The 21,892-nt window shown below is 61.5% G+C and carries 20 protein-coding genes and 2 pseudogenes; 11 read left to right on the top strand and 11 right to left on the bottom strand.

Going from position 1 to position 21,892, the window contains the following annotated elements:
- Positions 1-11 precede the first annotated feature (11 nt).
- The 4 genes from PSET11_RS07575 to PSET11_RS07560 are packed head-to-tail and all read right to left on the bottom strand — an operon-like array spanning position 12 to position 2,305.
- The gene (locus PSET11_RS07575; RefSeq protein ID WP_124091504.1) at positions 12-773 is read right to left on the bottom strand and encodes an ABC transporter permease; all 762 of its coding nucleotides are present in this window, start codon (positions 771-773) and stop codon (positions 12-14) included.
- A 9-nt stretch (positions 774-782) separates the two neighbouring features.
- A complete protein-coding gene (locus PSET11_RS07570) occupies positions 783-1,559 on the bottom strand; it encodes an ABC transporter ATP-binding protein (protein ID WP_124091503.1) in 777 nt (258 codons plus the stop codon).
- Between the two features lie 48 nt (positions 1,560-1,607).
- A complete protein-coding gene (locus PSET11_RS07565) occupies positions 1,608-1,973 on the bottom strand; it encodes a DUF1048 domain-containing protein (protein ID WP_124091502.1) in 366 nt (121 codons plus the stop codon).
- Between the two features lie 2 nt (positions 1,974-1,975).
- The gene (locus PSET11_RS07560) at positions 1,976-2,305 is read right to left on the bottom strand and encodes a PadR family transcriptional regulator (protein WP_124091501.1); all 330 of its coding nucleotides are present in this window, start codon (positions 2,303-2,305) and stop codon (positions 1,976-1,978) included.
- A gap of 121 nt (positions 2,306-2,426) precedes the next feature.
- Here PSET11_RS07560 and PSET11_RS07555 point away from each other — a divergent pair, with 121 nt between their 5' ends.
- Positions 2,427-3,359 carry a threonine/serine dehydratase gene (locus tag PSET11_RS07555; RefSeq protein ID WP_124091500.1) on the top strand — a complete coding sequence of 311 codons (933 nt, stop codon included), beginning with the start codon at positions 2,427-2,429 and terminating at the stop codon, positions 3,357-3,359.
- A 29-nt stretch (positions 3,360-3,388) separates the two neighbouring features.
- Here the strand turns inward: PSET11_RS07555 and PSET11_RS07550 are convergent, their stop codons facing one another.
- Together PSET11_RS07550 and PSET11_RS07545 are read right to left on the bottom strand one after the other, a co-directional pair.
- Positions 3,389-3,739, bottom strand: a complete 351-nt coding sequence (locus PSET11_RS07550; protein WP_124091499.1) for a YgdI/YgdR family lipoprotein — start codon at positions 3,737-3,739, stop codon at positions 3,389-3,391.
- Positions 3,740-3,893: 154 nt separating this feature from the next.
- Positions 3,894-4,535, bottom strand: a complete 642-nt coding sequence (locus PSET11_RS07545) for an NADPH-dependent F420 reductase (RefSeq protein ID WP_124091498.1) — start codon at positions 4,533-4,535, stop codon at positions 3,894-3,896.
- Positions 4,536-4,667: 132 nt separating this feature from the next.
- On the opposite strand from PSET11_RS07545, the gene PSET11_RS07540 reads away from it, so the two are divergent.
- Together PSET11_RS07540 and PSET11_RS07535 are read left to right on the top strand one after the other, a co-directional pair.
- Positions 4,668-5,618: an SDR family NAD(P)-dependent oxidoreductase gene (locus PSET11_RS07540; RefSeq protein WP_238989077.1), complete on the top strand. Its 951-nt coding sequence runs from the start codon at positions 4,668-4,670 to the stop codon at positions 5,616-5,618.
- Positions 5,619-5,729: 111 nt separating this feature from the next.
- Positions 5,730-6,929 (top strand): SLC13 family permease, encoded by a 1,200-nt coding sequence (locus PSET11_RS07535; RefSeq protein WP_124091496.1) that lies wholly within the window; start codon positions 5,730-5,732, stop codon positions 6,927-6,929.
- A gap of 78 nt (positions 6,930-7,007) precedes the next feature.
- Here the strand turns inward: PSET11_RS07535 and PSET11_RS07530 are convergent, their stop codons facing one another.
- Complete coding sequence (locus PSET11_RS07530) at positions 7,008-7,496, bottom strand: TspO/MBR family protein (protein ID WP_124091495.1); 489 nt, start codon at positions 7,494-7,496, stop codon at positions 7,008-7,010.
- Positions 7,497-7,660: 164 nt separating this feature from the next.
- Complete coding sequence (locus PSET11_RS07525) at positions 7,661-8,119, bottom strand: sensor histidine kinase (protein WP_124091494.1); 459 nt, start codon at positions 8,117-8,119, stop codon at positions 7,661-7,663.
- Positions 8,120-8,297: 178 nt separating this feature from the next.
- Here PSET11_RS07525 and PSET11_RS07520 point away from each other — a divergent pair, with 178 nt between their 5' ends.
- The 4 genes and pseudogenes from PSET11_RS07520 to PSET11_RS07505 all read left to right on the top strand — a co-directional run bounded on the left by PSET11_RS07520 (position 8,298) and on the right by PSET11_RS07505 (position 14,290).
- Positions 8,298-9,053, top strand: coding sequence for a ZIP family metal transporter (locus tag PSET11_RS07520; RefSeq protein WP_124091493.1), 756 nt, complete (start codon positions 8,298-8,300; stop codon positions 9,051-9,053).
- Between the two features lie 186 nt (positions 9,054-9,239).
- Positions 9,240-10,331: pseudogene (locus PSET11_RS07515) on the top strand (SDR family oxidoreductase).
- A 201-nt stretch (positions 10,332-10,532) separates the two neighbouring features.
- Positions 10,533-12,278: an ABC transporter ATP-binding protein gene (locus tag PSET11_RS07510; protein WP_124091492.1), complete on the top strand. Its 1,746-nt coding sequence runs from the start codon at positions 10,533-10,535 to the stop codon at positions 12,276-12,278.
- Positions 12,275-14,290: an ABC transporter ATP-binding protein gene (locus PSET11_RS07505; protein WP_124091491.1), complete on the top strand. Its 2,016-nt coding sequence runs from the start codon at positions 12,275-12,277 to the stop codon at positions 14,288-14,290. Before PSET11_RS07510 ends, PSET11_RS07505 begins: the two co-directional genes overlap by 4 nt.
- A 22-nt stretch (positions 14,291-14,312) precedes the next feature.
- On the opposite strand, the gene PSET11_RS07500 is transcribed toward PSET11_RS07505, so the two are convergent.
- The 3 genes from PSET11_RS07500 to PSET11_RS07490 form a co-directional block, all read right to left on the bottom strand.
- Positions 14,313-15,449, bottom strand: a complete 1,137-nt coding sequence (locus tag PSET11_RS07500) for a reverse transcriptase family protein (protein ID WP_124091490.1) — start codon at positions 15,447-15,449, stop codon at positions 14,313-14,315.
- A gap of 181 nt (positions 15,450-15,630) precedes the next feature.
- Positions 15,631-16,845, bottom strand: coding sequence for a phosphoribosyltransferase-like protein (locus PSET11_RS07495; protein WP_124091489.1), 1,215 nt, complete (start codon positions 16,843-16,845; stop codon positions 15,631-15,633).
- Positions 16,846-16,905: 60 nt separating this feature from the next.
- On the bottom strand, positions 16,906-18,828 hold the full coding sequence (locus PSET11_RS07490) for an AAA family ATPase (RefSeq protein WP_124091488.1): 1,923 nt from the start codon (positions 18,826-18,828) through the stop codon (positions 16,906-16,908).
- A 311-nt stretch (positions 18,829-19,139) separates the two neighbouring features.
- On the opposite strand from PSET11_RS07490, the pseudogene PSET11_RS07485 reads away from it, so the two are divergent.
- The 4 genes and pseudogenes from PSET11_RS07485 to PSET11_RS07470 form a co-directional block, all read left to right on the top strand.
- Positions 19,140-20,048, top strand: a pseudogene (locus PSET11_RS07485) (homocysteine S-methyltransferase family protein); the annotation flags it as partial.
- Between the two features lie 271 nt (positions 20,049-20,319).
- On the top strand, positions 20,320-20,664 hold the full coding sequence (locus PSET11_RS07480) for a hypothetical protein (RefSeq protein ID WP_124091487.1): 345 nt from the start codon (positions 20,320-20,322) through the stop codon (positions 20,662-20,664).
- Position 20,665: 1 nt separating this feature from the next.
- On the top strand, positions 20,666-21,016 hold the full coding sequence (locus PSET11_RS07475; RefSeq protein ID WP_427846147.1) for a DUF3846 domain-containing protein: 351 nt from the start codon (positions 20,666-20,668) through the stop codon (positions 21,014-21,016).
- Between the two features lie 361 nt (positions 21,017-21,377).
- Positions 21,378-21,892 (top strand): DUF222 domain-containing protein (locus PSET11_RS07470; protein WP_238989076.1); only part of this gene is annotated, 515 nt, incomplete at its 3' end.

The following is a 21,892-nucleotide window of genomic DNA, read 5'->3' as shown; positions in this document are numbered from 1 at the left end:
GAGCGGCACCGTCAGGCGAACCGTTTGCGGTAGCTCGCCATCGCCAGGAGGTACGCCACCACCAGCCCGCCCACGCACCAGGCCAGGGCGATCCAGATACTGCCGCCAACGGGCTGCCCGGCGAACAAGTCCTGGATGGTGTCAACGATGGCGGTGACCGGCTGGTTTTCCGCGAAGGCCCGCACCGGTCCCGGCATGGTGTCGGTGGGAACGAAGGCGGAGCTGATGAACGGCAGGAAGATGAGCGGATAGGAGAACCCGCCGGCGCCGTCCACTGACTTGGCTGCCAACCCTGCCAGTACCGCCAGCCAGGTCAAGACAAGGGTGAACAAGGCCAGGATCCCCACCACGCCCAGCCAGGCAAGAAGGCTCGCTGACGTGCGGAAACCCATGAGCAACGCCACCGCCATGATGATGACCAGCGAGATTCCATTGGACACCAGCGAGGTCACCACGTGTGCCCACAGGATTGAGGACTGCGCAATGGGCATGGCGTGGAACCGCTCAAAAATGCCACCCTGCAGATCGGTGAAGAGTCGCACGGCCGTGTACGCGATGCCGGAGGCAATGGCGATCAGCAGGATTCCGGGCAGCAGGTAGTTGACGTAGTTTTCCGTGCCGGTACGGATGGCCCCGCCAAACACGTAGACGAACAGCAGCATCAGCGCGATGGGCGTAATGGTGACCGTGATGATGGTGTCCGGACTGCGCCAGATGTGCCGCATGGACCGTCCCAGCAGGACGTTGGTGTCGGTGAAAAAGTGTGTAGACATCCTGGGTACCTACCTGCTCGTTGAGTCGTTGCCGATGATGGCGAGGAAGATTTCCTCAAGCGTGGGTTGCTTCTCCACATACTCGGTTTTCGTCGGTGGCAGGAGCTGCTTGAGTTCGGCGAGTGTTCCGTTGGCGATGATGGTGCCGCGGTGCAGAATCCCGATCCGGTCCGCCAAGTGCTCGGCCTCGTCAAGATACTGGGTGGTGAGGATGACAGTGGTGCCGTTGCGTGCCAGGTTCTTCACCACCCGCCACACCTCGGCCCGGGCCTCGGGGTCGAGCCCGGTGGTGGGCTCGTCGAGGAAAATCACCGCCGGGCTACCCACCAGGCTCATGGCGATGTCCAACCGTCGCCGCATGCCGCCCGAGTAGCTGGCAACCTTTTTGGCGCCGGCGTCAGTCAGCGCAAACTGTTCCAGGGCGGCGTCTGCCACCTTGCCCGCATCGGGGATATGGCGCAGTCGTGCTACCAAGATGAGGTTCTCGCGGCCGCTGAGGATTTCATCCACTGCCGCGAACTGCCCCGTGAGGCTGATGACTTGCCGGACCTCCGCGGCCTGGGTGCCGACGTCGTGCCCTAATATCTGGGCCGTGCCCGAATCGCTGGCCAGCAGCGTGGACAGGATCCGGATGATGGTGGTCTTCCCCGCACCGTTCGAGCCAAGGAGGGCGAAAACGGACCCGGCTGCGACGTCGAAATCCACGCCCTGCAGCACCTGCTGGTCCTTGAATGCCTTGGTGAGTCCGCGCACCTGAATCGTGGGCGCGGTGGTTGTTGCTGCCATGTCGCTACGTCCCTTTTGTTGACTAAGGAGCGCACGACGGCGGAGGGCTCAGCGCGCGGCTGGGCCTCGGTCATCGTGGTCCCCGGCAATGCCGTTGATGGTTTTGGTGAGCCGCTCGCGCTCCTTGTCGATCCAGAGTGTTTCCGGATAGTTGCGCATGAGCTCTTCGGCGAATTCGACGGGATCGTCGCCGACGATGTCTCGGATCGCGGTGGAGTCGGCGGCGGCCTGTTCCATGAGGTCCAGGGTGTCGTCGAGCAGGCGGAGAACGCTGTCTCCTTTGGCCGAGGCAAAATTCCAGAAGTACCGCTCCACCGCATCCATGACTTTGCGGTAGGGCTTGGGGAGCTGCTCCTTACGCGCCTTATAACGCTTGAAATGCTTTTTCTGCTCGATCATGTCGGTGACAAACATGGTCATTTCCCTTCGCTGCGGAGCTGTTCGAGCCTGCCGGCCAGAAAGCTCCAAGTTGTCCAAAAATCCTCAAGGTATTCGGCGCCCTGGGTGTTCAGGCTGTACACCTTGCGCGGTGGGCCCTTCTCCGATGGGCGCTTTTCCACATCCACCAGGCCGCGTTGCTCGATGCGCACCAGGAGTGCGTACACCGTGCCCTCGGCGATGTCGCTGAAACCCTTGTCGCGGAGGCGGGCCGTGATGTCGTACCCATAAGCCGGGCTGCCCGCCAGGATGGCCAGAACGATTCCCTCCAGGGTGCCCTTCAGCATCTCGGTCATCTGCTTTCCCATGGCTGGCCTCCCTTCACTACTTAGTAACGTTGACTACCAGTACATAGTAGCACTAAGTACCTTCCCTGCAAGAGGAGTCTTTGCGCGGGCCTAGACCCGCAAACAGTGGTTGGATAGCTGAGTGATAACCCGTCTAGATGTTGACCAGGCCGCCACCCGCACCCAGGGGCTGACCCGTGTGACCCCGTTGCTGGCTGCCGATCCCAGCACCTTCGCTGGGCCGGTGTGGTTCAAATGCGAATACCTGCAACACACGGGGACCTTCAAGGCCAGGGGCGCGCTCAACAAGATCTTGGCCAGCCAAGAACGCGGAGAACTTCGCCAGGACGCTGGCGTGGTGGTGGCCTCCGGAGGGAACGCAGGCTTGGCGAACGCCTACGCGGCGGCACGGCTGGGCATTCCCGCAACCGTTTTTGTCCCCGAGTCGGCCCCCGCGGTGAAGGTGCAGAAGATCAAGGCGATCGGAGCCACGGTGGTTCAGGGCGGAGCCGAATACGCGGTGGCCTACGAGGCCGCCCTTGCGCATGCCGAGGAAACCGGGGCGGTGTATTGCCACGCCTACGATCAGCCCGAGATCGCCGCCGGCGCTGGTGTGGTGGGAGTCGAACTGCTCACGCAGCTGCCGGACGTGGAGACCATTCTGGTGGCAGTGGGCGGCGGCGGGCTGATGGCCGGAATCGCAGCAGCCGTCGAGGGCCGGACCAAAGTGGTGGCGGTCGAGCCAGAGTCCGCACCGAGCCTGCACGCGGCGCTTGAGGCCGGACAACCGGTGGACGTTGCCGTCTCGGGAATTGCTGCCGACTCCCTGGGTGCCCGCCGCATCGGTGAGATTGGCTGGTCGGTGGCGGTCCGCACCGGCGTCGGGAGCGTCCTGGTGACCGACGCGGACATCATTGCCGCGCGTTCGGTGCTCTGGAGCCAGTACCGGATTGTGGTGGAACATGGCGCCGCTGCCGCCTTCGCCGCGCTGACCTCAGGCGCGTATACGCCGGCGCCAGGGGAGCAGGTGGCAGTGATCCTGTGCGGCGCGAACACGGACCCGGCAACCCTCTAGGGCTGCCGGGTCACCAAACGCAAGGTTAGTTACTGCGCGGCGGCGCTGCAGAACTGGCTGAAATCGCTGCCAGCCTTCTGGTAATCGGACTGCATGTCGGCAAGCTTGTCGGCGTCCGGCGTTTCCTTGGCCTGCTCGTCTGAGTACTCCACAATGGTGCTGAGGATCGGCTTCAGGTCGTCAGAGGCCACCGCTTCGATGGGGCGGAGTTGGTTGGCCAGGCGGTTCAGGCCTGTCTTGCCGGCGTTGTTGGAGGGGTTCGACACCACCGACTGAATGCGCTCGCAGGTTTCCTTGGTGGTGAGCTGGGTGGACGTGGAGCACGCCGTGGCGGACAGTGCCAGGCCAGCAGTGATCAGGGCGATAGCGAATTTCTTCATGAATCCCTCAGTAGTCGATTGAGGTTTCGATTGTAAGCAGATTCGGCGCTCGCGTGCCCTTGCTGACATGCCTGTGACCCGGCTGGCAGGAGAGCCAACCGGGTCGAGTAAAAGCTGTGGGCGGCGAAACCCGGAGGTCCGCCCGCCGGCAGGGCTAGACGGTGCGGGGTGCTTTTGCCAGGTTTTCGGCCAGTTCAGTGGCATTCTGGCGGACCACGTAGGCCGGACGGTCGCGCTCCACGCGCCAGGAGTCAGCCAGCGGGCCGATGTTGACAGTGTCGAAGCCGAACTCGTCGTAAAGCCGCGTGACCAGGTCGGAACCCTCGGCGGAATCACTCGCGGTGGCCAGCGCGCGGCGGTTGTCCGTCCCGGCCGGGGTGCCGTCGGTGGTGATATCGGCGGCCATGATGTGGTTGAAACCCTTGGCTACCTTCGACTCCGGCAGGTGCTCCTGCAGCAGGGTGGCCGTGGTGGTTTCGCCGTTGTCCAGTGCGGGGATACGGCCGTCGCGCTCCCAGTAATAGTTGTTGGTGTCGATCACGATCTTCCCGGCCAGTGGCTCCGCCGGGATGTCCTGGTAATTCTTCAGCGGCACGGTCACCACCGCAAAGTCGCCCGCCTGGGCGGCCTCGGTGGGGGTCGCCGCGCGGGCGTTAGGTCCCAACTCCGTCACCAGGTCCGCCAGGGTCTCCGGCCCGCGGGAGTTGCTGATGACCACGTTGTAGCCCAACTCCACCGCCTTCCGTGCAACTTGGCTGCCAATGTGTCCTGCTCCGATGATTCCGATTGTCGTCATACTGGGGCCAACCGCAGCCCCGGCCAAGATATTTCATGCGGATCCGGGGAATAAACTCCGCCAGTCACCGGACAGCAGCAACCCAGGGAATGGCACGATAGGAATCATCACCTACAAATGTCAGGACGAGGCATGAAGACTATGTTTGGCGCCACCAGTACCGCAGTCGAGGTCCTCGCTGGCATTGACGTGACCGGCCGAAAGGCGATCGTGACCGGCGGCGCGTCCGGCATTGGGGTGGAAACGGCACGTGCCCTTGTAGGGGCTGGTGCCGAGGTGACCCTGGCCGTTCGGGATGTAGCGGCGGGTCAGGTTGTTGCCGAGGACGTCCGGCGGACAGAAGGCAATGGGGCGGTGAGCGTGTCTCCTCTCGATCTGGCCGACGTCGGAAGCGTGGACCGATTCGTCGGCAACTGGAGCGGGCCGCTGGACATCCTCATCAATAACGCGGGGATGATGGCCGCACCCTTGCAGCGCACAGCGTTGGGTTGGGAGATGCAGTTCGCCGTCAACCACCTGGGACACTTTGCCCTGGCCACGGGCCTGCGCGAGGCGCTCAAAGCTGCCGGGAACGCCCGGGTGGTGTCGGTCAGTTCCAGCGGTCACGGCAACGCCGGTATCGATTTTGAGGACCCGTACTTCGAGCGCAGGCCGTACGACGCCGGCCATGCCTACGGTCAGTCAAAGACGGCAAATGTCCTTTTCGCCGTCGCGGCCGGGGAACGCTGGCGTGCGGACGGCATCACGGTCAAGGCTGTCATGCCGGGTGGGATCTGGACCAACCTGCAACGGTATTGGGACCCAGCGCTCCTGCAGGAGATGAAAGCGACATACCCCGGGAAGTCGCCCCAGCAGGGCGCAGCCACGTCGGTCTACGTAGCCACCAGCCCAGCAGTGACTCCCGACAGCCCTGTCTACTACGAGGACTGTCACCCTGCCGAGTTGGTGTCTGCCATTGCGGATGGGCTCCACGGCGTCACGGCGTACGCACTTGATCCTCACACCGCGGGCAGGCTGTGGGAGTTCTCCGAGCAACAACTCCGCCTGGCTCGGGCAGCCGGGAACCAACAACCCCTCGACTGAGACCGCACGCCGGACCTTCAGCCACCGCAGCCGAACGGGTCAAACCAGCCTGCAGAACTGGCGGATCCGTCCGCGGCGTTGTTTCCCGGGTTCGTCGGATATGCTCCCGTCATGCGTCTGGCTATCATCGGTGCCGTCTTGCTCGCTGCCGGAGGCGCAGCAGCTCTGTTTGGGGTAGTCCCGGCAGCTGATTTGGGGGCGCTTGTAGAGCGTGTGGCCCCCATCCTGATGTTCGTGGTGGCCATGACTGTGGTGACAGAGTTGGTGATCGAGGCCGGACTTTTCCACCTGTTGGCCAGGCAGATGCGCCGCTGGGGCCGCGGCAGTAGCGCGCTGCTGTGGTTGCTGGTGGCTGCGGTAGCCTGCCTGACCACCATCTTCCTGTCCTTGGATACGACGGCGGTGTTGCTGACTCCGATCGTGGTCACGCTCGCCCGCCAGGCCAAACTGCCGCCGCTGCCGTTTGTTTTGACCACGGTGTGGCTCGCCAACACAGCCAGCATGCTCTTGCCTATCTCCAATCTGACTAACCTGTTGGCCCAACATGCCATGGGGGGCATCAGCCCACTGCAGTTTGCGCAACTGATGCTGGCACCGGCGCTCGTGGCGATTGTGGTTCCGCTGGCTTTCATTGCGCTCGTGTTCCGGAAGGACCTGGCGCGAAAGTACACGGGGGATGCGGATGCCCCTACGCTGCGCGGCGCGGCCAGCCGAGAGAAGTCAGCCCCTGACAAGCCCGACTCATTCCTCCTGGTCCTCAGCGCAGTGGTCTTGGTGGTGTTGCTGGCGCTCCTGGTGGCGGGGATGCCGGTGTGGATCCCGTCCACCGGTGCGGCAGTGCTCCTGGCAGTGGTGTTCGCGTTCCGCCGCCCGTCCGTGCTGAGTCCCATGCTGGTGCCGTGGTCGCTGCTGCTCTTCGCTTCTGGCTTGTTCCTGGTCATGGAGGTGGCCCAGCACCTGGGTGCGCCGGCGTTGCTTTCGGCGCTGTCTGGCCAGGGCGAACATTTGGGCGAATTGTTGCGGGTTGCCGGTACAGGCTTGGTGGGCGCCAACCTGATCAACAACCTCCCCGCATACCTCGCGTTGGAGCAGGCGGCAGGCACACCGGTCCGGTTGGCGGCACTGCTGATCGGGGTCAACGCGGGCGTGCTCATCACCCCGTGGGCATCGCTGGCCACGCTCCTGTGGCATGACAGGCTCCGGAAAATGAACGTGCTGATTTCCTGGAAAGGGTTCGCGATCTACGGCCTGATCGTGGCGCCGCTGACGGTGGCGCTTGCCGTGGGCGCACTCGCGCTTGTCGCTGGCTAGGAAGAACACTGACGCAGGCGGCTAGGCCGGCCAACCCTCGCCCCACGCCGGCCGGCCCGGCTCGCACGCTGGCCTCAGCTAGCGGCGCGGATTCTTGCGCAGGATGGCGGCACTCAGGATCGTGGCGAACGTGCACCAGGCAGCGTAAGGAACCAAGGCGGCACCGGCTCCACGGGACGTCTTGGCCGCTTCTGCGGCTAAATCGGCCGAGCTGATAGCGAGTGCGCCCGCCACTGCCACCGCCGGAGCGAGCTTGTGCGCCTTGAAGAACACCCAGGACCACGAGGCGTTGAGGACGAGGTTCAGCGCCAGCTTGGTGCGGAACCGGGCTGCCCGCTCCGCGCCGTCGTCGTTGTCCTCTTTGGCCCGGTGCAGCACCACTGCGGAGCTGCCGGCGATGGTCGCATACAGTGCTGTCCACACCACCGGGAAGGCGATGGCCGGCGGTTGGATGACGGGCTTCCGGAGGGTTCGGTACCAGAGGCTCTTCGTGTCCGATGACGCCACCGCCCCGATCGCGGCCGTAGCTGCCGTCGCGGCGGATGTACCCAAGAGAGTTTTGAACATGGGTCCACCCTATTCCTCGGACAGGGATTCAGGATGCGGTTGCCACGTGCGGCCCTCACCCGCACAAGCGGTGCTGCCCAGCACCGTTTATGCGGGGCACGGCCGCTCTCACGCGGAGGTACACCCGCGGAGGTGCTCATGCGGGGCGTACGACGGCGGCGCGTTCAGTCGAGCGGCAGGGTCACAGTGACGCTGGTCCCGGCGCCGGGGTGGGTGCTGATGTCGAGCTGCCCGCCGGCGTCGTGCACGGCTGTGGCCATCAACCGGAGCCCATCGCTGGGTTGCCGGCTCTGGGCGGAGGCTGAGCCGTCGTCGGCCACTACCAGTTGGACGCCGTGATGCACGGCGAGCAAGTGGACAGTGAGTTCGGAGGCGTCCGAGTACGTGAAGGCGTTGCTCAGCGCCTCGCGGGCTGCGCGGTACAGGAGGATTGCTGACTCGGACGGAATGTCCACGCCCCAGTGCGGGGTGTCCCAGTTGATGGTGGTGCCGCGTTCCCGGAGCGGGCCGGTGAGGCGGTCGATGCAGCCGGCGAGTCCCAGGCTGTAGAGGTCCACCGGGCGGGCGTCGAAGAGATTCCCGTTGACGTCGCTGACGCGGTGGTGAGCTGCGTCGATACTCATGCCGCCTCCAGACGCCGGTGGTTGGTTTGCTGCCTCCATGCTGGCGCGGCAACGTCAGGGCGGTGCAAGGATTAGCTCAAGATCGCATCAATTCCCCGATGAACTGCTTCTGAGCTGGGCGTGGGTCTAATGTGGCTGCGGGGGTTAAGCACACCGAGGTTCGGAAAGTGGGCGCAGGATGCCGCTATGGTTGCAAGCGTTTTTGTGGGGCGCGGGTGCTGGTGCGGCGTTGGTGCTGGGCGCCGCGGTGTCGTGGCGGTGGAAGTTGCCGCCCAAAGTGGTGTCCACGGTGATGGCGTTCGGTGCGGGCGTCCTGATCTCGGCGCTCGCTTTTGAGCTGGTGGATGAGGCGGTGCAGGGTGGTGGACTGTGGCCCACCATGGCCGGCTTCCTGGCGGGCTCCCTGATCTACGTGGGGGCGAACGCGCTGCTGAACCGAGCGGGGGCCAAGCATCGGAAACGGTCGGGCGGGCAGCAGCCGTCGGAGAAGGACAGCCCGGGGAGCGGCTCGGCGATTGCCGTGGGAGCGCTCCTCGACGGGGTACCGGAATCGGTGGTGCTGGGCGTGGGCCTGTTGGCCGGTGGCGCGGTGAGCCCGGCCATGCTGGTGGCGGTGTTCATCTCCAACGTTCCAGAAGGCCTCTCCGGCACTGCGGGCATGAAGAGCTCGGGCCGGAGCGCCAAGTACGTTTTTGGGTTGTGGGGTGGGATCGCGGTGCTGTCGGGGCTGGCGTCGCTGCTGGGCTACGTGGCGTTGGAGAATGCCTCGGGCGAGTTGGTGGCGTTTATCACTGCCGTTGCCGCTGGCGGGATCCTGGCCATGTTGGCGGACACCATGATTCCGGAGGCGTTCGCGGAGCACCACAACCTCACAGGGCTGACTGCATCCGTGGGATTCATGACCGCGTTTGGGGTGCACCACCTGGGCGGGTAGCCACAGCGGACGGACGTTGAATCCCAGGCGGTCGGCGGAATATCTGCCGGATGGTGCGGCTTGTGGCTAGTGGACCGCTGTTGGCGTGATGCCGCGACACCTCGGACGGGTACGCCCTGGAAACGAGGCACCTCAGCCGGGCACTCACGCCACACAGACCACGCAGCACACAGCAGAAGGAGCCGCATGACAACCAGCGCAGGAACAGAAGCGGGCAACGGACGGACGGCACTCGTCGTGGGAGCCACCGGCATCGCGGGCTCCGCACTGGTGGACACCTTGACCCGCTAGGGGTGGCCCGTGCTGGCCCTGTCCCGCAGGCCCGGCCCGGAGCGCCCTGGAGTCACATGGCTCTCCGCAGACCTGACATCGGCCGCCTCACTGACCGCTGTCCTTGAGCCGGAGAACCCAACGCATGTCTTCTTCACCGCCTGGTCAAAGCAGGCCACCGAGGAGGAGAACATCGCCGTCAACGCCGGCATGGTGCGTGACCTCCTCGCGTCGCTCCGTGGCAAGGACGTAGCCCATGTTGCACTGATGACCGGGCTCAAGCACTACCTGGGACCGTTCGAGGCATATGCCGCCGGAGAAATGCCGGACACTCCCTTCCACGAGGAGGAGCCGCGCCTTCCCGTGCGGAACTTCTACTATGCGCAGGAGGACGAGCTCTGGGAAGCAGCGGGGGAACAGGGGTTCACCTGGTCCGTCCACCGCGCCCACACCGTAATCGGGCATGCGGTGGGCAATGCAATGAACATGGGCCTCACCCTGGCCGCGCAGGCCACGCTGTGCAGGGAAACCGGGGAACCCTTCGTGTTCCCCGGGTCCGAAACGCAATGGAACGGGCTGACCGACATGACGGAAGCGGGTCTGCTTGCCGAGCACATGCTCTGGGCCGCAACCACTCCGGCAGCCGCCAATGAGGCCTTCAACATCGTCAACGGCGATGTGTTCCGCTGGCGTTGGATGTGGCCCAAGCTCGCAGCCTATTTCGGCGTGGAATGGGAGGGGTACCAGAGCGAGCCACGCCCGCTGGAGCTGTCCATGGAGGGACGGGAGGACCAGTGGCGCCGGATCGCCGAGGAGAACAACCTCAGCGAACCGGACCTGAACCACGTGGCGTCCTGGTGGCACACGGACGGCGACCTGGGACGGAACATCGAGGTGGTGACGGACATGGGCAAGAGCCGCGATGCAGGATTCAAAGGGTACCGACGCACTTTGGATGCCTTTACGGCCCTCTTCGACAGGTACCGGTCAGAGAAGCTGATCCCCTGAGCGCCTTCGCCGCCTCAGGGGAGAGAACCTCAGGGGCTTCGGACCTGTGACGCAGTAAGGGGTAGAGCCCACAAACAGTGCTGAATCCGCCTCCGGCGAAACCACCAAATTCCCAGCCCCCGCACCCCGCCACAGGCTAGATTCCGGACGTACACTTACCCTTGGTTGCCTCAAGGAACTAAGTCGCAAAAGGTGTGCTGGATGCTCTGGAAACTGCTTGTTGAATACCTGCGGCCGCACCGCGCGCTGCTCGCCGTCGTCGTGATTTTCCAGTTGGCGCAGTCCATCGCGTCGCTGTACCTGCCCACGCTGAACGCGGACATCATCGACAACGGCGTGGCCACGGGCGATACAGGGTACATCCTGGGCCAGGGCGGACTGATGCTGGGGATCACGCTGCTGCAGATCGTGTGTTCGGTGATCGCGGTGTACTTCGCGGCGAAGGCTGCCATGGGTGCGGGCCGGGATATCCGTGCGGCAGTGTTCTCGCGGGTGGGGGAGTTCTCCGAGCAGGAGGTCACCAAGTTTGGCGCGCCCAGCCTGATCACCCGCTCCACGAACGACGTCCAGCAGGTCCAGCAGTTGGTGCTGATGAGCGCCACCATGCTGGTCACGGCGCCCATCCTCAGCATCGGGGGCGTGATCATGGCCGTGCGGCAGGACGTGCAGCTCTCGTGGCTGATTGCCGTGGCGGTGCCGGTCCTGTTGATTGGAGTGGGGCTGATTGTGGTCCGGATGGTGCCGATGTTCCGGCTGATGCAGAAGCGGATCGACACGGTGAACCGGGTGCTGCGGGAACAGCTCACGGGCATCCGGGTGGTTCGGGCGTTTGTTCGTGAGGATCTGGAGGCGGAGCGTTTCGGCAAGGCAAACCAGGACGTTACGGACACTGCGTTGAGCGCCGGCCGGCTGATGGCGCTGATGTTCCCGATGGTGATGCTCATCCTGAATGTGTCCAGCGTGGCCGTGATCTGGTTCGGCTCGTTCCGGATCCAGGACGGGTCCATGCAGGTGGGCACGCTGATCGCCTTCCTCAGCTACCTGATGCAGATCCTGATGTCCGTCATGATGGCCACGTTCATGGCGGTGATGATCCCGCGCGCAGCGGTGTCTGCGGACCGGATCAGCGAGGTGCTGCGGACAGAGTCCAGCGTGAGGCCGCCGTTGGACCCGGTCGCACCCGCCGCGTCTCCGGGCCGCCGGGGTGCGGAGTTGGAGATGCGCGACGCCGGATTCGCCTACCCGGGTGCCGATCAGCCGGTCCTCACCGGGATCAGCTTCACGGCTCGGGCGGGGGAGACCACCGCGATCATCGGCAGCACCGGCGCGGGCAAGACCACGCTGGTGAACCTGATGCCTAGGTTGTTTGATGCCACCAGCGGCGCCGTACTGATTGACGACGTTGACGTGCGGAAACTCCATCCGGACCTGTTGTGGGGGCACATTGGGTTGGTGCCGCAGCGGCCGTACCTGTTCAGCGGGACCATCCGCAGTAACCTGCAGTACGGCAAGCCCGACGCCACCGAGGAGGAGTTGTGGACGGCGTTGGAGATCGCGCAGGCCCGCGGCTTTGTGGAGGAGATGTCGGAGGGGCTGGATGCGACCATCTCCCAGGGCGGCACCAACGTTTCCGGTGGTCAACGCCAGCGGCTGGCTATTGCCCGGGCGCTGGTGAAACGGCCTGAACTGTACATTTTTGACGATTCGTTCTCGTCGCTGGACACCGGCACCGATGCCAGGCTCCGGCAGGCGTTGAAGCGGAACACGGCCGGCGCCACCATGGTGATCATCGCGCAGCGGGTGTCCAGCATTGTGGAGGCGGACCAGATCCTGGTGCTCGACGACGGCGCGATCGTGGCGCGCGGAACGCACCAGGAGTTGCTGGAGACATCGGAAACGTATCGGGAAATCGTGTCGTCCCAACTGGCAGCGGAGGAGACGGTATGAGCCGGCCAACAGCTTCAGCACCCGGCGCCGGAGGCGGACCCGCGGCGAAAAGTGGGGACGCCGACGTCGTACGTATCCCCAGGCCAGCGGGCGGACCGGGGCGGGGCGGGCCGTTTGCCGGGATGAACGTTCCGGCTGAGAAAGCGATGAATTTTGGGCCGTCGGCCAAGCGGCTGCTGGCGACGTTGCTGCCGGAGCGGGCCTGGCTGATGCTCGTGCTGCTGATGGGCGTGGCGGGTGTGGCGCTGTCCGTGATTGGGCCGCGGCTGCTGGGCGAGGGCACCAACCTGATTTTCGCGGGCGTAGTGTCCAAGGACCTGCCGGCGGGGGTGACCAAGGATGAGCTGATCGCGCAGCTGCGGGCCACGGGGGAGAACCAGAAGGCGGACATGCTCTCGCCGATGGCGTTGACGCCGGGGCAGGGGATCGATTTCGGGGCGCTGTCGAGTGTGCTGCTGTGGGCGCTGGTGCTGTATGTGCTGGCGTCGTCGTTCATGTGGGTGCAGGCGTATGTGCTCAACGGCGTGGTGCAGCGGACGGTGTTTGGGCTGCGCGGCGAGATTGAGGGGAAGATCAACCGGCTGCCGCTGCGGTATTTCGACTCGATCCAGCGCGGTGAGCTGTTGAGCCGGGTGACAAACGATGTGGACAACATTTCGCAGAGCCTGCAGCAGACCATCAGCCAGGCCATCACGTCGGTGCTGACGGTGGTGGGGGTGCTGGTGATGATGCTGATCCTCTCGCCCACGCTGGCGCTGATCGCGGTGGTGACCATTCCGCTGACGCTGGGGATCACGGCGCTGATTGCCAAGCGCTCGCAGAAGCTGTTCGTGGCGCAGTGGAAGAACACGGGCGAGCTGAACGGGCAGATCGAGGAGACATACACCGGGCACGCGCTGGTCAAGGTGTTTGGCCGGCAGGCTGAGGTGGAGGAACGGTTCCGGGCCAAGAACTCGGAGCTGTATGAGGCGAGTTTTGGGGCGCAGTTCATATCCGGGCTGATCATGCCGGCCATGACGTTCATTGGGAACCTGGTGTACGTGGGGATCGCCGTGGTGGGCGGCCTGCAGGTGGCGTCCGGGGCGATGCAGTTGGGCGATGTGCAGGCGTTCATCCAGTACTCGCGGCAGTTCACGCAGCCGTTGGCGCAGCTGGGGTCCATGGCGAACCTGCTGCAGTCCGGGGTGGCTTCGGCCGAGCGGGTGTTTGCTTTGTTGGATGAAGAGGAAGAATCAGATGGGCCTGCTGACTCTGCTGCTTCGTTTGGGCGGGGTCGGCTGGTGTTCGAGGACGTGTCCTTCTCCTATTCGCCTGACAAGCCGCTGATCTCTGGTTTGTCGCTGGTGGCCGAGCCAGGGCAGACGGTGGCGATTGTGGGGCCCACTGGGGCGGGCAAGACCACCCTGGTGAACCTGATGATGCGGTTCTACGAGATCGATTCCGGCCGGATAACGCTCGACGGCGTGGACATCACCTCGGTGCCGCGGCGCGAGCTGCGCTCGCGGATGGGGATGGTGCTGCAGGATACGTGGCTGTTTGGCGGGACCATCCGGGACAACATTGCTTATGGGCGGCCCGGCGCTTCGGAGTCGGAGGTCTTGGAGGCTGCGACTGCTACGTACGTGGACCGGTTTGTGCACTCACTGCCGGAGGGGTACGACACTGTGCTTACTGATGAAGGGGCCAACGTTTCGGCTGGGGAGAAGCAGTTGCTGACCATTGCCCGGGCGTTTTTGGCGCGGCCGTCGGTGCTGATCCTGGACGAGGCGACGTCTTCGGTGGATACGCGGACGGAGGTGCTGGTGCAGAAAGCGATGAGCGCTTTGCGTTCCGACCGGACTTCGTTTGTCATTGCGCACCGCCTGTCCACGATCCGCGACGCCGACCTCATTTTGGTGATGGAGGCTGGCCAGATCGTGGAGCAGGGGAACCACGCTTCTTTGTTGGCCGCCGGCGGGGCTTACGCGCGGTTGTACGAGGCGCAGTTCGCGGCTCCTGCGGCGGAGGTTTAGAAAGGCATTTAAAGACGAACTTTCATCCCAATGATGTAACTGAAACATTGTGCACACTGAGGGCTGATGTCCAGTCGCGTCGCCGACGTGAAGTCCAATCCCCGTCAATGTGCGAAAGGTATGCCAACCAGCCTTCAACGTGATTGATATAGGAAAGGACGGAGTCAAAGTTGCGACGCTCCGCATAATCGATGGGCCCGTACTTAGCAACGGCGTGAATATGCAAATCCACCATGCGCCGCTGTTCGCGAAGAATACCCACACCAGTGTCCGTCACCAACATGCCAAGAACGATCTTCCGTGCGCCTGGTGGTATTATCTTGGTTTTCTTCGCATGGAGTGTGAGTCCCGAAGCTGTAACAAGTCTCCGAACTTGCCCAATGAATTCGGCAGCGCGGGCCCGATCTAAAGGGCCGCGCGAGGAAAAAGTCATATCATCAGAATAACGTGTATACCTCAAATGCGCGTTTAGAGCGAGCGTTGAAAGATCGTTGTCCAGTTGTCGAGTGCAAGCATTGGCTAACGCTCCGCTTGTCGGCGAACCTTGCGGAAGATATCCAAGAGGGGTGCGCGGATATGGAATCTCAGAATCCGTAATTGCAGATTCGGTTGCCTCTAGTTGGACGCCAGGCCGAACCCAAGTGCATATTCGGGAAAGTTCGAAAGAGACCAAATCTGAATAGCCCATATTGAGAAAAACGGTATAGACCGACTTTTCTGAGATTGACGGAAAATAGTTATGTAGGTCGGTCTTTATAAGCCAAGACGCACCCGCATGTCGCTCTACACACTCCTTGGGCGTGATCTTCGCAAAGTATGCGAAACTATTAATCTGCCGAGGAACCTTCGAAAGAATTTCATGCAGAATCCATCGCTGAACTTGCATCAAGGCTGGTGCCGGTGATAACAAATCTCGAAAGCCGCCGGTGTTCTTGGGAATCCGGATGGCTTTGTAAGCTTGCGTATTGCGGCGGATAACGCCGCGGAGGAACCCATAGTCAACGCCGGTGCTCAAGGCCAAATGCTTCAGCGAGTACAAAACCGGCGCACCGTGCTGACGGAGTGTCTCTTCCCTGAACATCATGGCGTTGGCAAGCGCCGGACCGTCGCCGCCGCTAATGACTGGAGGTGCCCAACTGAGGTGCGCGTCTGTGCTCACCTACTTCGAACCTCCCCGGAGGGGTGGGGAGTGATTCCTCGTCGAGACTTCGAGGAGGAATCACTCACCGACGCCTCCGAATCGGAAGCTTGTCCACCGGTCGTGGATTGCCACAACCTGACACCTCTCGGTGCCCGAGCCAGGCAATATGCCAGGCTTCATCACTAGGTAATTCACTCGTTCACCTCAGTTGGGTCGGTTCATACGGTACAGGAGGTGCGGGTTTATGACGGTATTTAGGTCTAGCTAAGCCCTTGCGTCGCGCGTGCTGCAGTTCTGCCTTCCCACGTTTGGTCAGTCTTCCATCCAATGAGATACACCCCAGCGCTATCAGAGAAGTCTTTAGGTCAATCAACTTCGACGCGCTGACTCCTAGCATGGCGTAGACATGTTCTTCTGACATTCCATAGTCGAGCAGATGCAGGGCCGCCAATGCCCTCAAGCCTCGGACTGGCCGAGTTTCTGCCTCCAAATGATCTGCAAGATCCTCTGCTCCGAGGTTTCGCAGCGTCCTATCCAGTGATGGTGACGGATTATAAGAGCGAAGCTCGTTGAAAAAGTCGTTGGGAACTTCACGTCCGGCGAAAAGACCGGGGTGGTGTCCTTTAGCTCGAATTAGTATCTGGGGAAGATTGTTGGGAACTCGCAAGTTCGTTAGATATAGTCCAAAACTATCGCCATATCCCAGCGCTGGGTACTGCTCATCTTCATTCGCATAGTCTTGGCAAAGTTGATTTATGCGTTGTCTTTGTGATGCGCTCCAGTCAGCTGATCGCGCTGACTTGGCGAAGATTTGCGTTTGAAAATTGACATGTCGGTCGTTTTGAAATATTTCAGACGCCTCAAGGCTAGCTGCATAAGTTACAACGTTGATTTCCATCAATCGATAAGATATCCAACTAGCAATCGTCGTATTGGACTTGAAAGTACGTGCAAAACGTGAAGCCTGCTTGCCACTTCCACTGTAATCAGTAATTAAACAGAGCTTCCGGGCCTTAACCGCCCGCAATTGGCTAAGGGAGGCCTCAGGGGACAACAAATTCGAACGATCACCGTCGATAAGACCTCTGATTAGGCCGCCAATTTCGGCTTCGCTTCCCGGAAGTGAGGGGTACGAAGCGCCGGGATCGAACGTCTGGTAGGCAACGTGCTCGAGTCTTCCATCTGCAAGCTCAGGAAGATCCTCGATAGAGCGAATTGGCACAAGTGCTACAGGAGTATTTTCCGGGTTACTATTAACTAACCCTCGGACTTGTTCGCCAATGGACTTCATGATTTCTGCGTGGTCGTGAATCTCTAAACTATCAATCAGCAAGGCCGCGATAGACTGGTCAGCCTCCGCAAATTGGCTAATCCAATAACGTCCACGCCCTGTCATCGACGGCGTTACAATCAATTGTCTTCCCTAACGTTTGTGGCTTCTTGGCCGCCGTCTATCACCCTATGAGTGGCGAGGCTATTGACGCGAGCTTTCAGTAAAGCTAATAATTGATTTAAGGCAGCGCACGAGGGAATCTGGTACTGCCGTGCAATCCGCTTCCTTAGTTGCGAATCTGTACTTGTGAGCATGCTTGGTGCGAAGCTTTCCGGAACACGCCTCAAGCTGGTCGACGAAAGCGTCCCATTCAGATAGTTCATCTTCTAAGTCACGTTGGAATGCTGTAAAGCAGGGACCGACATAGGAGCGGTCGCCAAAGCTGAATTCAGTGCCCGCAGCCTCACGAGAGCTGCTTGGAAGCCAGCCGAGAAGGTCATTGGTCGCAAGCTCGTGCCGTGTTTTCTTCGATGCAATTTCTGAAGGGAGTGGCGAGGCTGATGTGTATTCGGGTGCGTAGTCAGCGTCAAACACCACGTAAACGGGGACGCCTGAGCTTCGTAGGATTTCAAAAGCCATGGGCATGTTCTCCTTCCCTCCTACGTTAAGTACACAGATGCCGCGCTTAGCTAACGACATTTCGAGTCTCTCGCTTAGATGTTCGAATACAACTTGATCAGTTGGGCCTTCTACCAGGGCCACGGCGTCTGCGAAGAAGCCCTCTGAGAACGAGGTGGGTAGCCATTGCTGAACCTGCTTGGATACTTTGTCCTTAGGTCTTCCAAGTGCCTTGGCCACGGCATTTTCGTCCATGCTTGTCACACGGGAACGTCCGCCATGGAGTCGTAGCCGGCGCAGACTGGAATATTGCTCCGGCCTTACAAAGTACGGTGAGTGGGTTGCGAGCAGAACCTGCCGGCCTTCCTGAGCTGCTAGGGCAGTCAGTGAGGATGCAAATGCTCGCGCCCGGGTCGGGTGCTGATAGACCTCAGGCTCTTCGATGCAGAGAATCAGGGTCGGGCGGTCATCGGAATTGGAGTCGCCGCCAAGGGCCATTGCTTGAAGTATCGACATCATGACGGCCCGCTGGACTCCGTGCCCCTGACGAGATACGTCGGCAATTGCGCCGTCAATTTCGACAGTCGTCTGGATGTTTGCGTCAATTTTCGGTGATAATGGCTCAACTGTTGGAGAGAACGTTACTCGGGCGCCGGGGACTAAATCCCCTAGTGCGCTGTTGACTCGAGATGTCGCTTCGTGCGTGCTGACGTTAATGGAATCCACAACACTATTGTTGAGTTTTTTGAGAGTCGTCTTGTGTTCCTCAATCCAGTCATTGCGAGCAGATTGTCCAGCATCGGTGAGAAAACTTCCAATAAGTTGGTTAAGGACGCTTCCTTTATTTGTTGTTCCGATGTCGGATATAAGGTCATTGCCGGCGGGTATCAATACTAGCTTTACGCACTCCCGAAGAACATTTACTCCATTGAACCCGAACATGTGCTTGGCATCCGTGTTGTCGATGGCCACCAGCAAGTGACGGTTTTCGGCGGACTCTTCCCATCTTGCTAGCCCAATTTCGATGTCGTCACTCTTTGCAAGCCGTTCTATTTTTGGCAGGGTTGAAAATTCTTCGCGAAGGCGGTTATAAGCCGTTCGTTTTTCGGTGACGGACTTTACTGCCCTTACAGCCGCGAAGCCTGGTCCCTGAAGTGAGTCTCCGATGAACTTCGTTTCGTAACCAGTCTCCGTAATCCGCCAAATCTTGCGGAAGGTTACCGTTTGCTTTCGTCCGTACTCGCGGAGCAACCGTCGATCGCGCGGCCGTAAATCGCTGAAGGTAACTTCGACCTGAAGTTCATTCACCTCAGGTGCTTGCTCACCGGGCGCTGAGAAGAGATCCCTGGGTTCTAAAGTGCGGTCATTAACGAACCAGTCCAGAGCATAAAGCACCGCGGATTTGCCACAACCATTTGATCCTATGAGCACAGTGTAGTCGTCAATCCCAAGCTCTGTTTCTTCGTGTGATCGGTAGCCGCGGACCTTTATCGAGCTGATGAGCATTTCTCCCCCTGAGTTTGAGTGGCCATCCTAGCGATCTGGTGGTTCAAATGAGAAAGGCGCAACGGAAAGATTGCCCTCAGCTGTTTTAGCGTTGACTTGCGTGCCCCAACCAGATACACAGATTTGGCCAATTCTAATGTGGAATGGGCTTGTTTGGCCGCAACGCCCGTGCCTGGTTGGTGAGGACTCCTTACATCGGGCAGAGAGTGCTGCAAACATCAGAAAGGCGTCCGGATTGTACGGCGCCCACCTCCGTCGTAGTCCACGGAAACACAGCGCAACGTCCCAACCCCCATGCGTAACCTGTTGAGATGCCTCGCTTCGCGCTAGATATAGACTCAGTCGCCCGTCCCGTCTGCGCGCAGGGCGCTCCTGGATGCCGTGAACAACCGGGGCGTCATCGCCGACGGGGCCATGGGCACCATGCTGCAGAGCAGAGAGCTCTCGCTCGAGGATGACTTCCAAGGCCTCGAAAGCTGCAACGACATCCTCAACGACACCCGCCCGGACGTCCTCGCCGACACCCACGACGCCTACTTCGCCGTCGACGCCGTGGAAACCAACACCTTAGGGGCCAACTGGTCCATCCTCTCCGACTACGGCATCGAGGAACTCGCCCGCAAAGGCGCCAGAATCGCCCGCGAACGCGCCGAAGCTGCCGAATAAACAGACGGCCGGATACGCTGGTTCCTCGGCTCCATTGGCCTCCTCGGCACCAAACTCCCCAGCCTCGGCCACACCACCTACGACTACCTCAAACAGACCTTCGCGCTCCAAGCCGAAGGCCTCATCGACGGCGGCGCGGACGCGTTCCTCATCGAAACCAGCCAGGACCTCCTGCAGACCAAGGCCGCCGTCAACGGCTGCAAGCAGGCCATCGTCGCCAAGGGAATCCGCCTCCCATTTTCGTGGAGGTGACCGTCGAAACCACCGGCACCATGCTCATGGGCTCCGAAATCGGCGCCGCCCTCACCGCCCTTGAACCGCTCGGCCTCGACGCCGTCGGCCTGAACTGCGCCACCTGCCCGGACGAGATGAGCGAGCACCCCCGCCACCTCTCCAAGCAGTCCACCGTCGCCATCGCCTGCATGCCCAACGCCGGCCTGCCCGTCCTCGGCCCCGACGGCGCGCACTACCCGCTCACCCCCACCGAACTCGCCACCGCGCACGAACAGTTCGTCCGCGAATCCGGCCTCGGCTTGGTGGGCGGCCGCTGTGGTTTACGAGAGCAAACAGCACGCCTGTGCCAGAACGGCGGACGACGACGGTAGGTTTCCGCTGTCGTCCGCCTTCTTGCCCCAGTCATCGGCATTCTCAGTCCGTGCGAATCCAGGCAGCGGCCGAGTTGCAGGCGCCGAAATATCAGGTAGCCGAACGTCAGGATGGCCGGGACGCCCCGGCAAGCGTGGCGGTGATCTATTCAGCCCCGGCGGCAGGGGCTCGGTGATCAGCAACTCGCTTAGGATCCCTCCCACCTGGCCTGAAGGTTCGATGATGCAGCTTTCGGTGACCCGAGAGGTCGAGATCTTCGATGTAACCAGCGCGAAACTGACCTGCCTCCCGGGCATGGCTGGAGCTGCCTCAGACCAAGCGATCGCGGGCACATCAGCGCAAACAATTGGCCTCAACTGCGTGACTGGCATAAAAAATATAAGTCTGTATGGTATTGGTACACGCTATATAAGGAAAGGTGTGATTCTGGTGTCGGGTAAATCGCCCAAAAACGGTGGTAACAAAAAAGCGGGAAAGTCAATCCTCGAAAAGCGGGCTGACAAAAGAGCCAAAAGTGAGTTGAGTGACCTTAGCTTCACTAAACCACGGAAACGCCAGCGTTGATATGCAAGCCCTTAAAACCAAGTGCAGCGCGCTGATCATTCCGGCGCAACTGACTCAGCCAGTGCGCCTCGAATCGGTTGACACTGACATGCCAACTCTCCAGCGATTGGTCGCTGGAAATATCGAGTCCATCAGCACCCGGGACTGGCATGTCTATGTCAGCGACGAAGGTGGCCGGATGCCGCAGAACCCCAGGGCAGAGGTCCTCGCCAGGGAAGCTGGGGTTGATCTGGTCGATGCCCTCAATGGGACGGCTGTTTTCCTGGGCCACTGCAGTCGCGATCAGGAATCCGACGCACCTCAGCGCCTGATCCGCCTTGCGGAGAGTCTTTTTGGATCATCCAAGCTCTAGGCATGGCGCTCTCGATTTGAGTTTTTCGACGTACGCAAACAAGGTTCTGACAAAATAAAGTTTTTGAGCGGGATCTTGGGTTTGGCCTGAAATTGTCGTACCCATTTTATATAATTGAGACATGGGTAACAGGGCGGTTCTCGAGGTTAGTGATGGGTCCCATATTCGGGCTGCCGTCGCCTCGGTCGCTGCCTTGGTTGATCACCTTACCTGTGTTGTTTCCGGCGCGAATGGCGCTTCTGAGATTGGCGGTTTTTCTTTCGAGGGTGATCCGTTGCGGGATTTTGCTGATTCGTGTTTGTCGGGTCTTGAGGTGTTGGCGCGGGTGGAGGCTGCTACGGCGGCGGCGAAGGTTCGTTTGGTGGCGGCGTACGCGGAGGCCGCGGAGCTGCTCGCCCCACCCTCAGTGCACGGAAACGGGTCTGGGGCTGGGTCCTCTGCGGTGGGGATGTGTGTGGTCTCTGAGGTCGCGTGTGTGTTGACGATCGGTGAGCGGGCCGCGTCCGCGCTGCTCTGTGAGGCGCAGGCGTTGACGGGGTCGTTGCCGGTGGTGTTGGGGGCCTTGGAGGCCGGGACGATTTCCTGGCAGCACGCCCGGGTGGTGGTCGATGAAACCACCGGCCTGACACCCGACGCCGTGACGGCGGTGGTGACGCATTTCTTCGGCACGGACACGGTGAACCCACCAGGCCAGACCACCCAAGAGACCCTGGACGGTTTAGACAGCCTGAACGGTCTCGACGGCCTGGCTGATGTCCCGGGTGCTGGTGTTGGGGGTGTGGTGGTGTCGCGGTTCCGTCGGAAGGTGCGGGGGTGGCGGGAGCGGCATCATCCGGAGTCGTTGGAGGCCCGGCATGTGAAGGGTGTGGCGGATCG

This window comes from Arthrobacter ulcerisalmonis (assembly GCF_900609065.1).
GTDB classification, from domain to species: domain Bacteria; phylum Actinomycetota; class Actinomycetes; order Actinomycetales; family Micrococcaceae; genus Arthrobacter; species Arthrobacter ulcerisalmonis.
The sequence above is the reverse complement of the archived record's forward strand: the minus strand, read 5'-3'. Positions and strand labels throughout refer to the sequence as shown.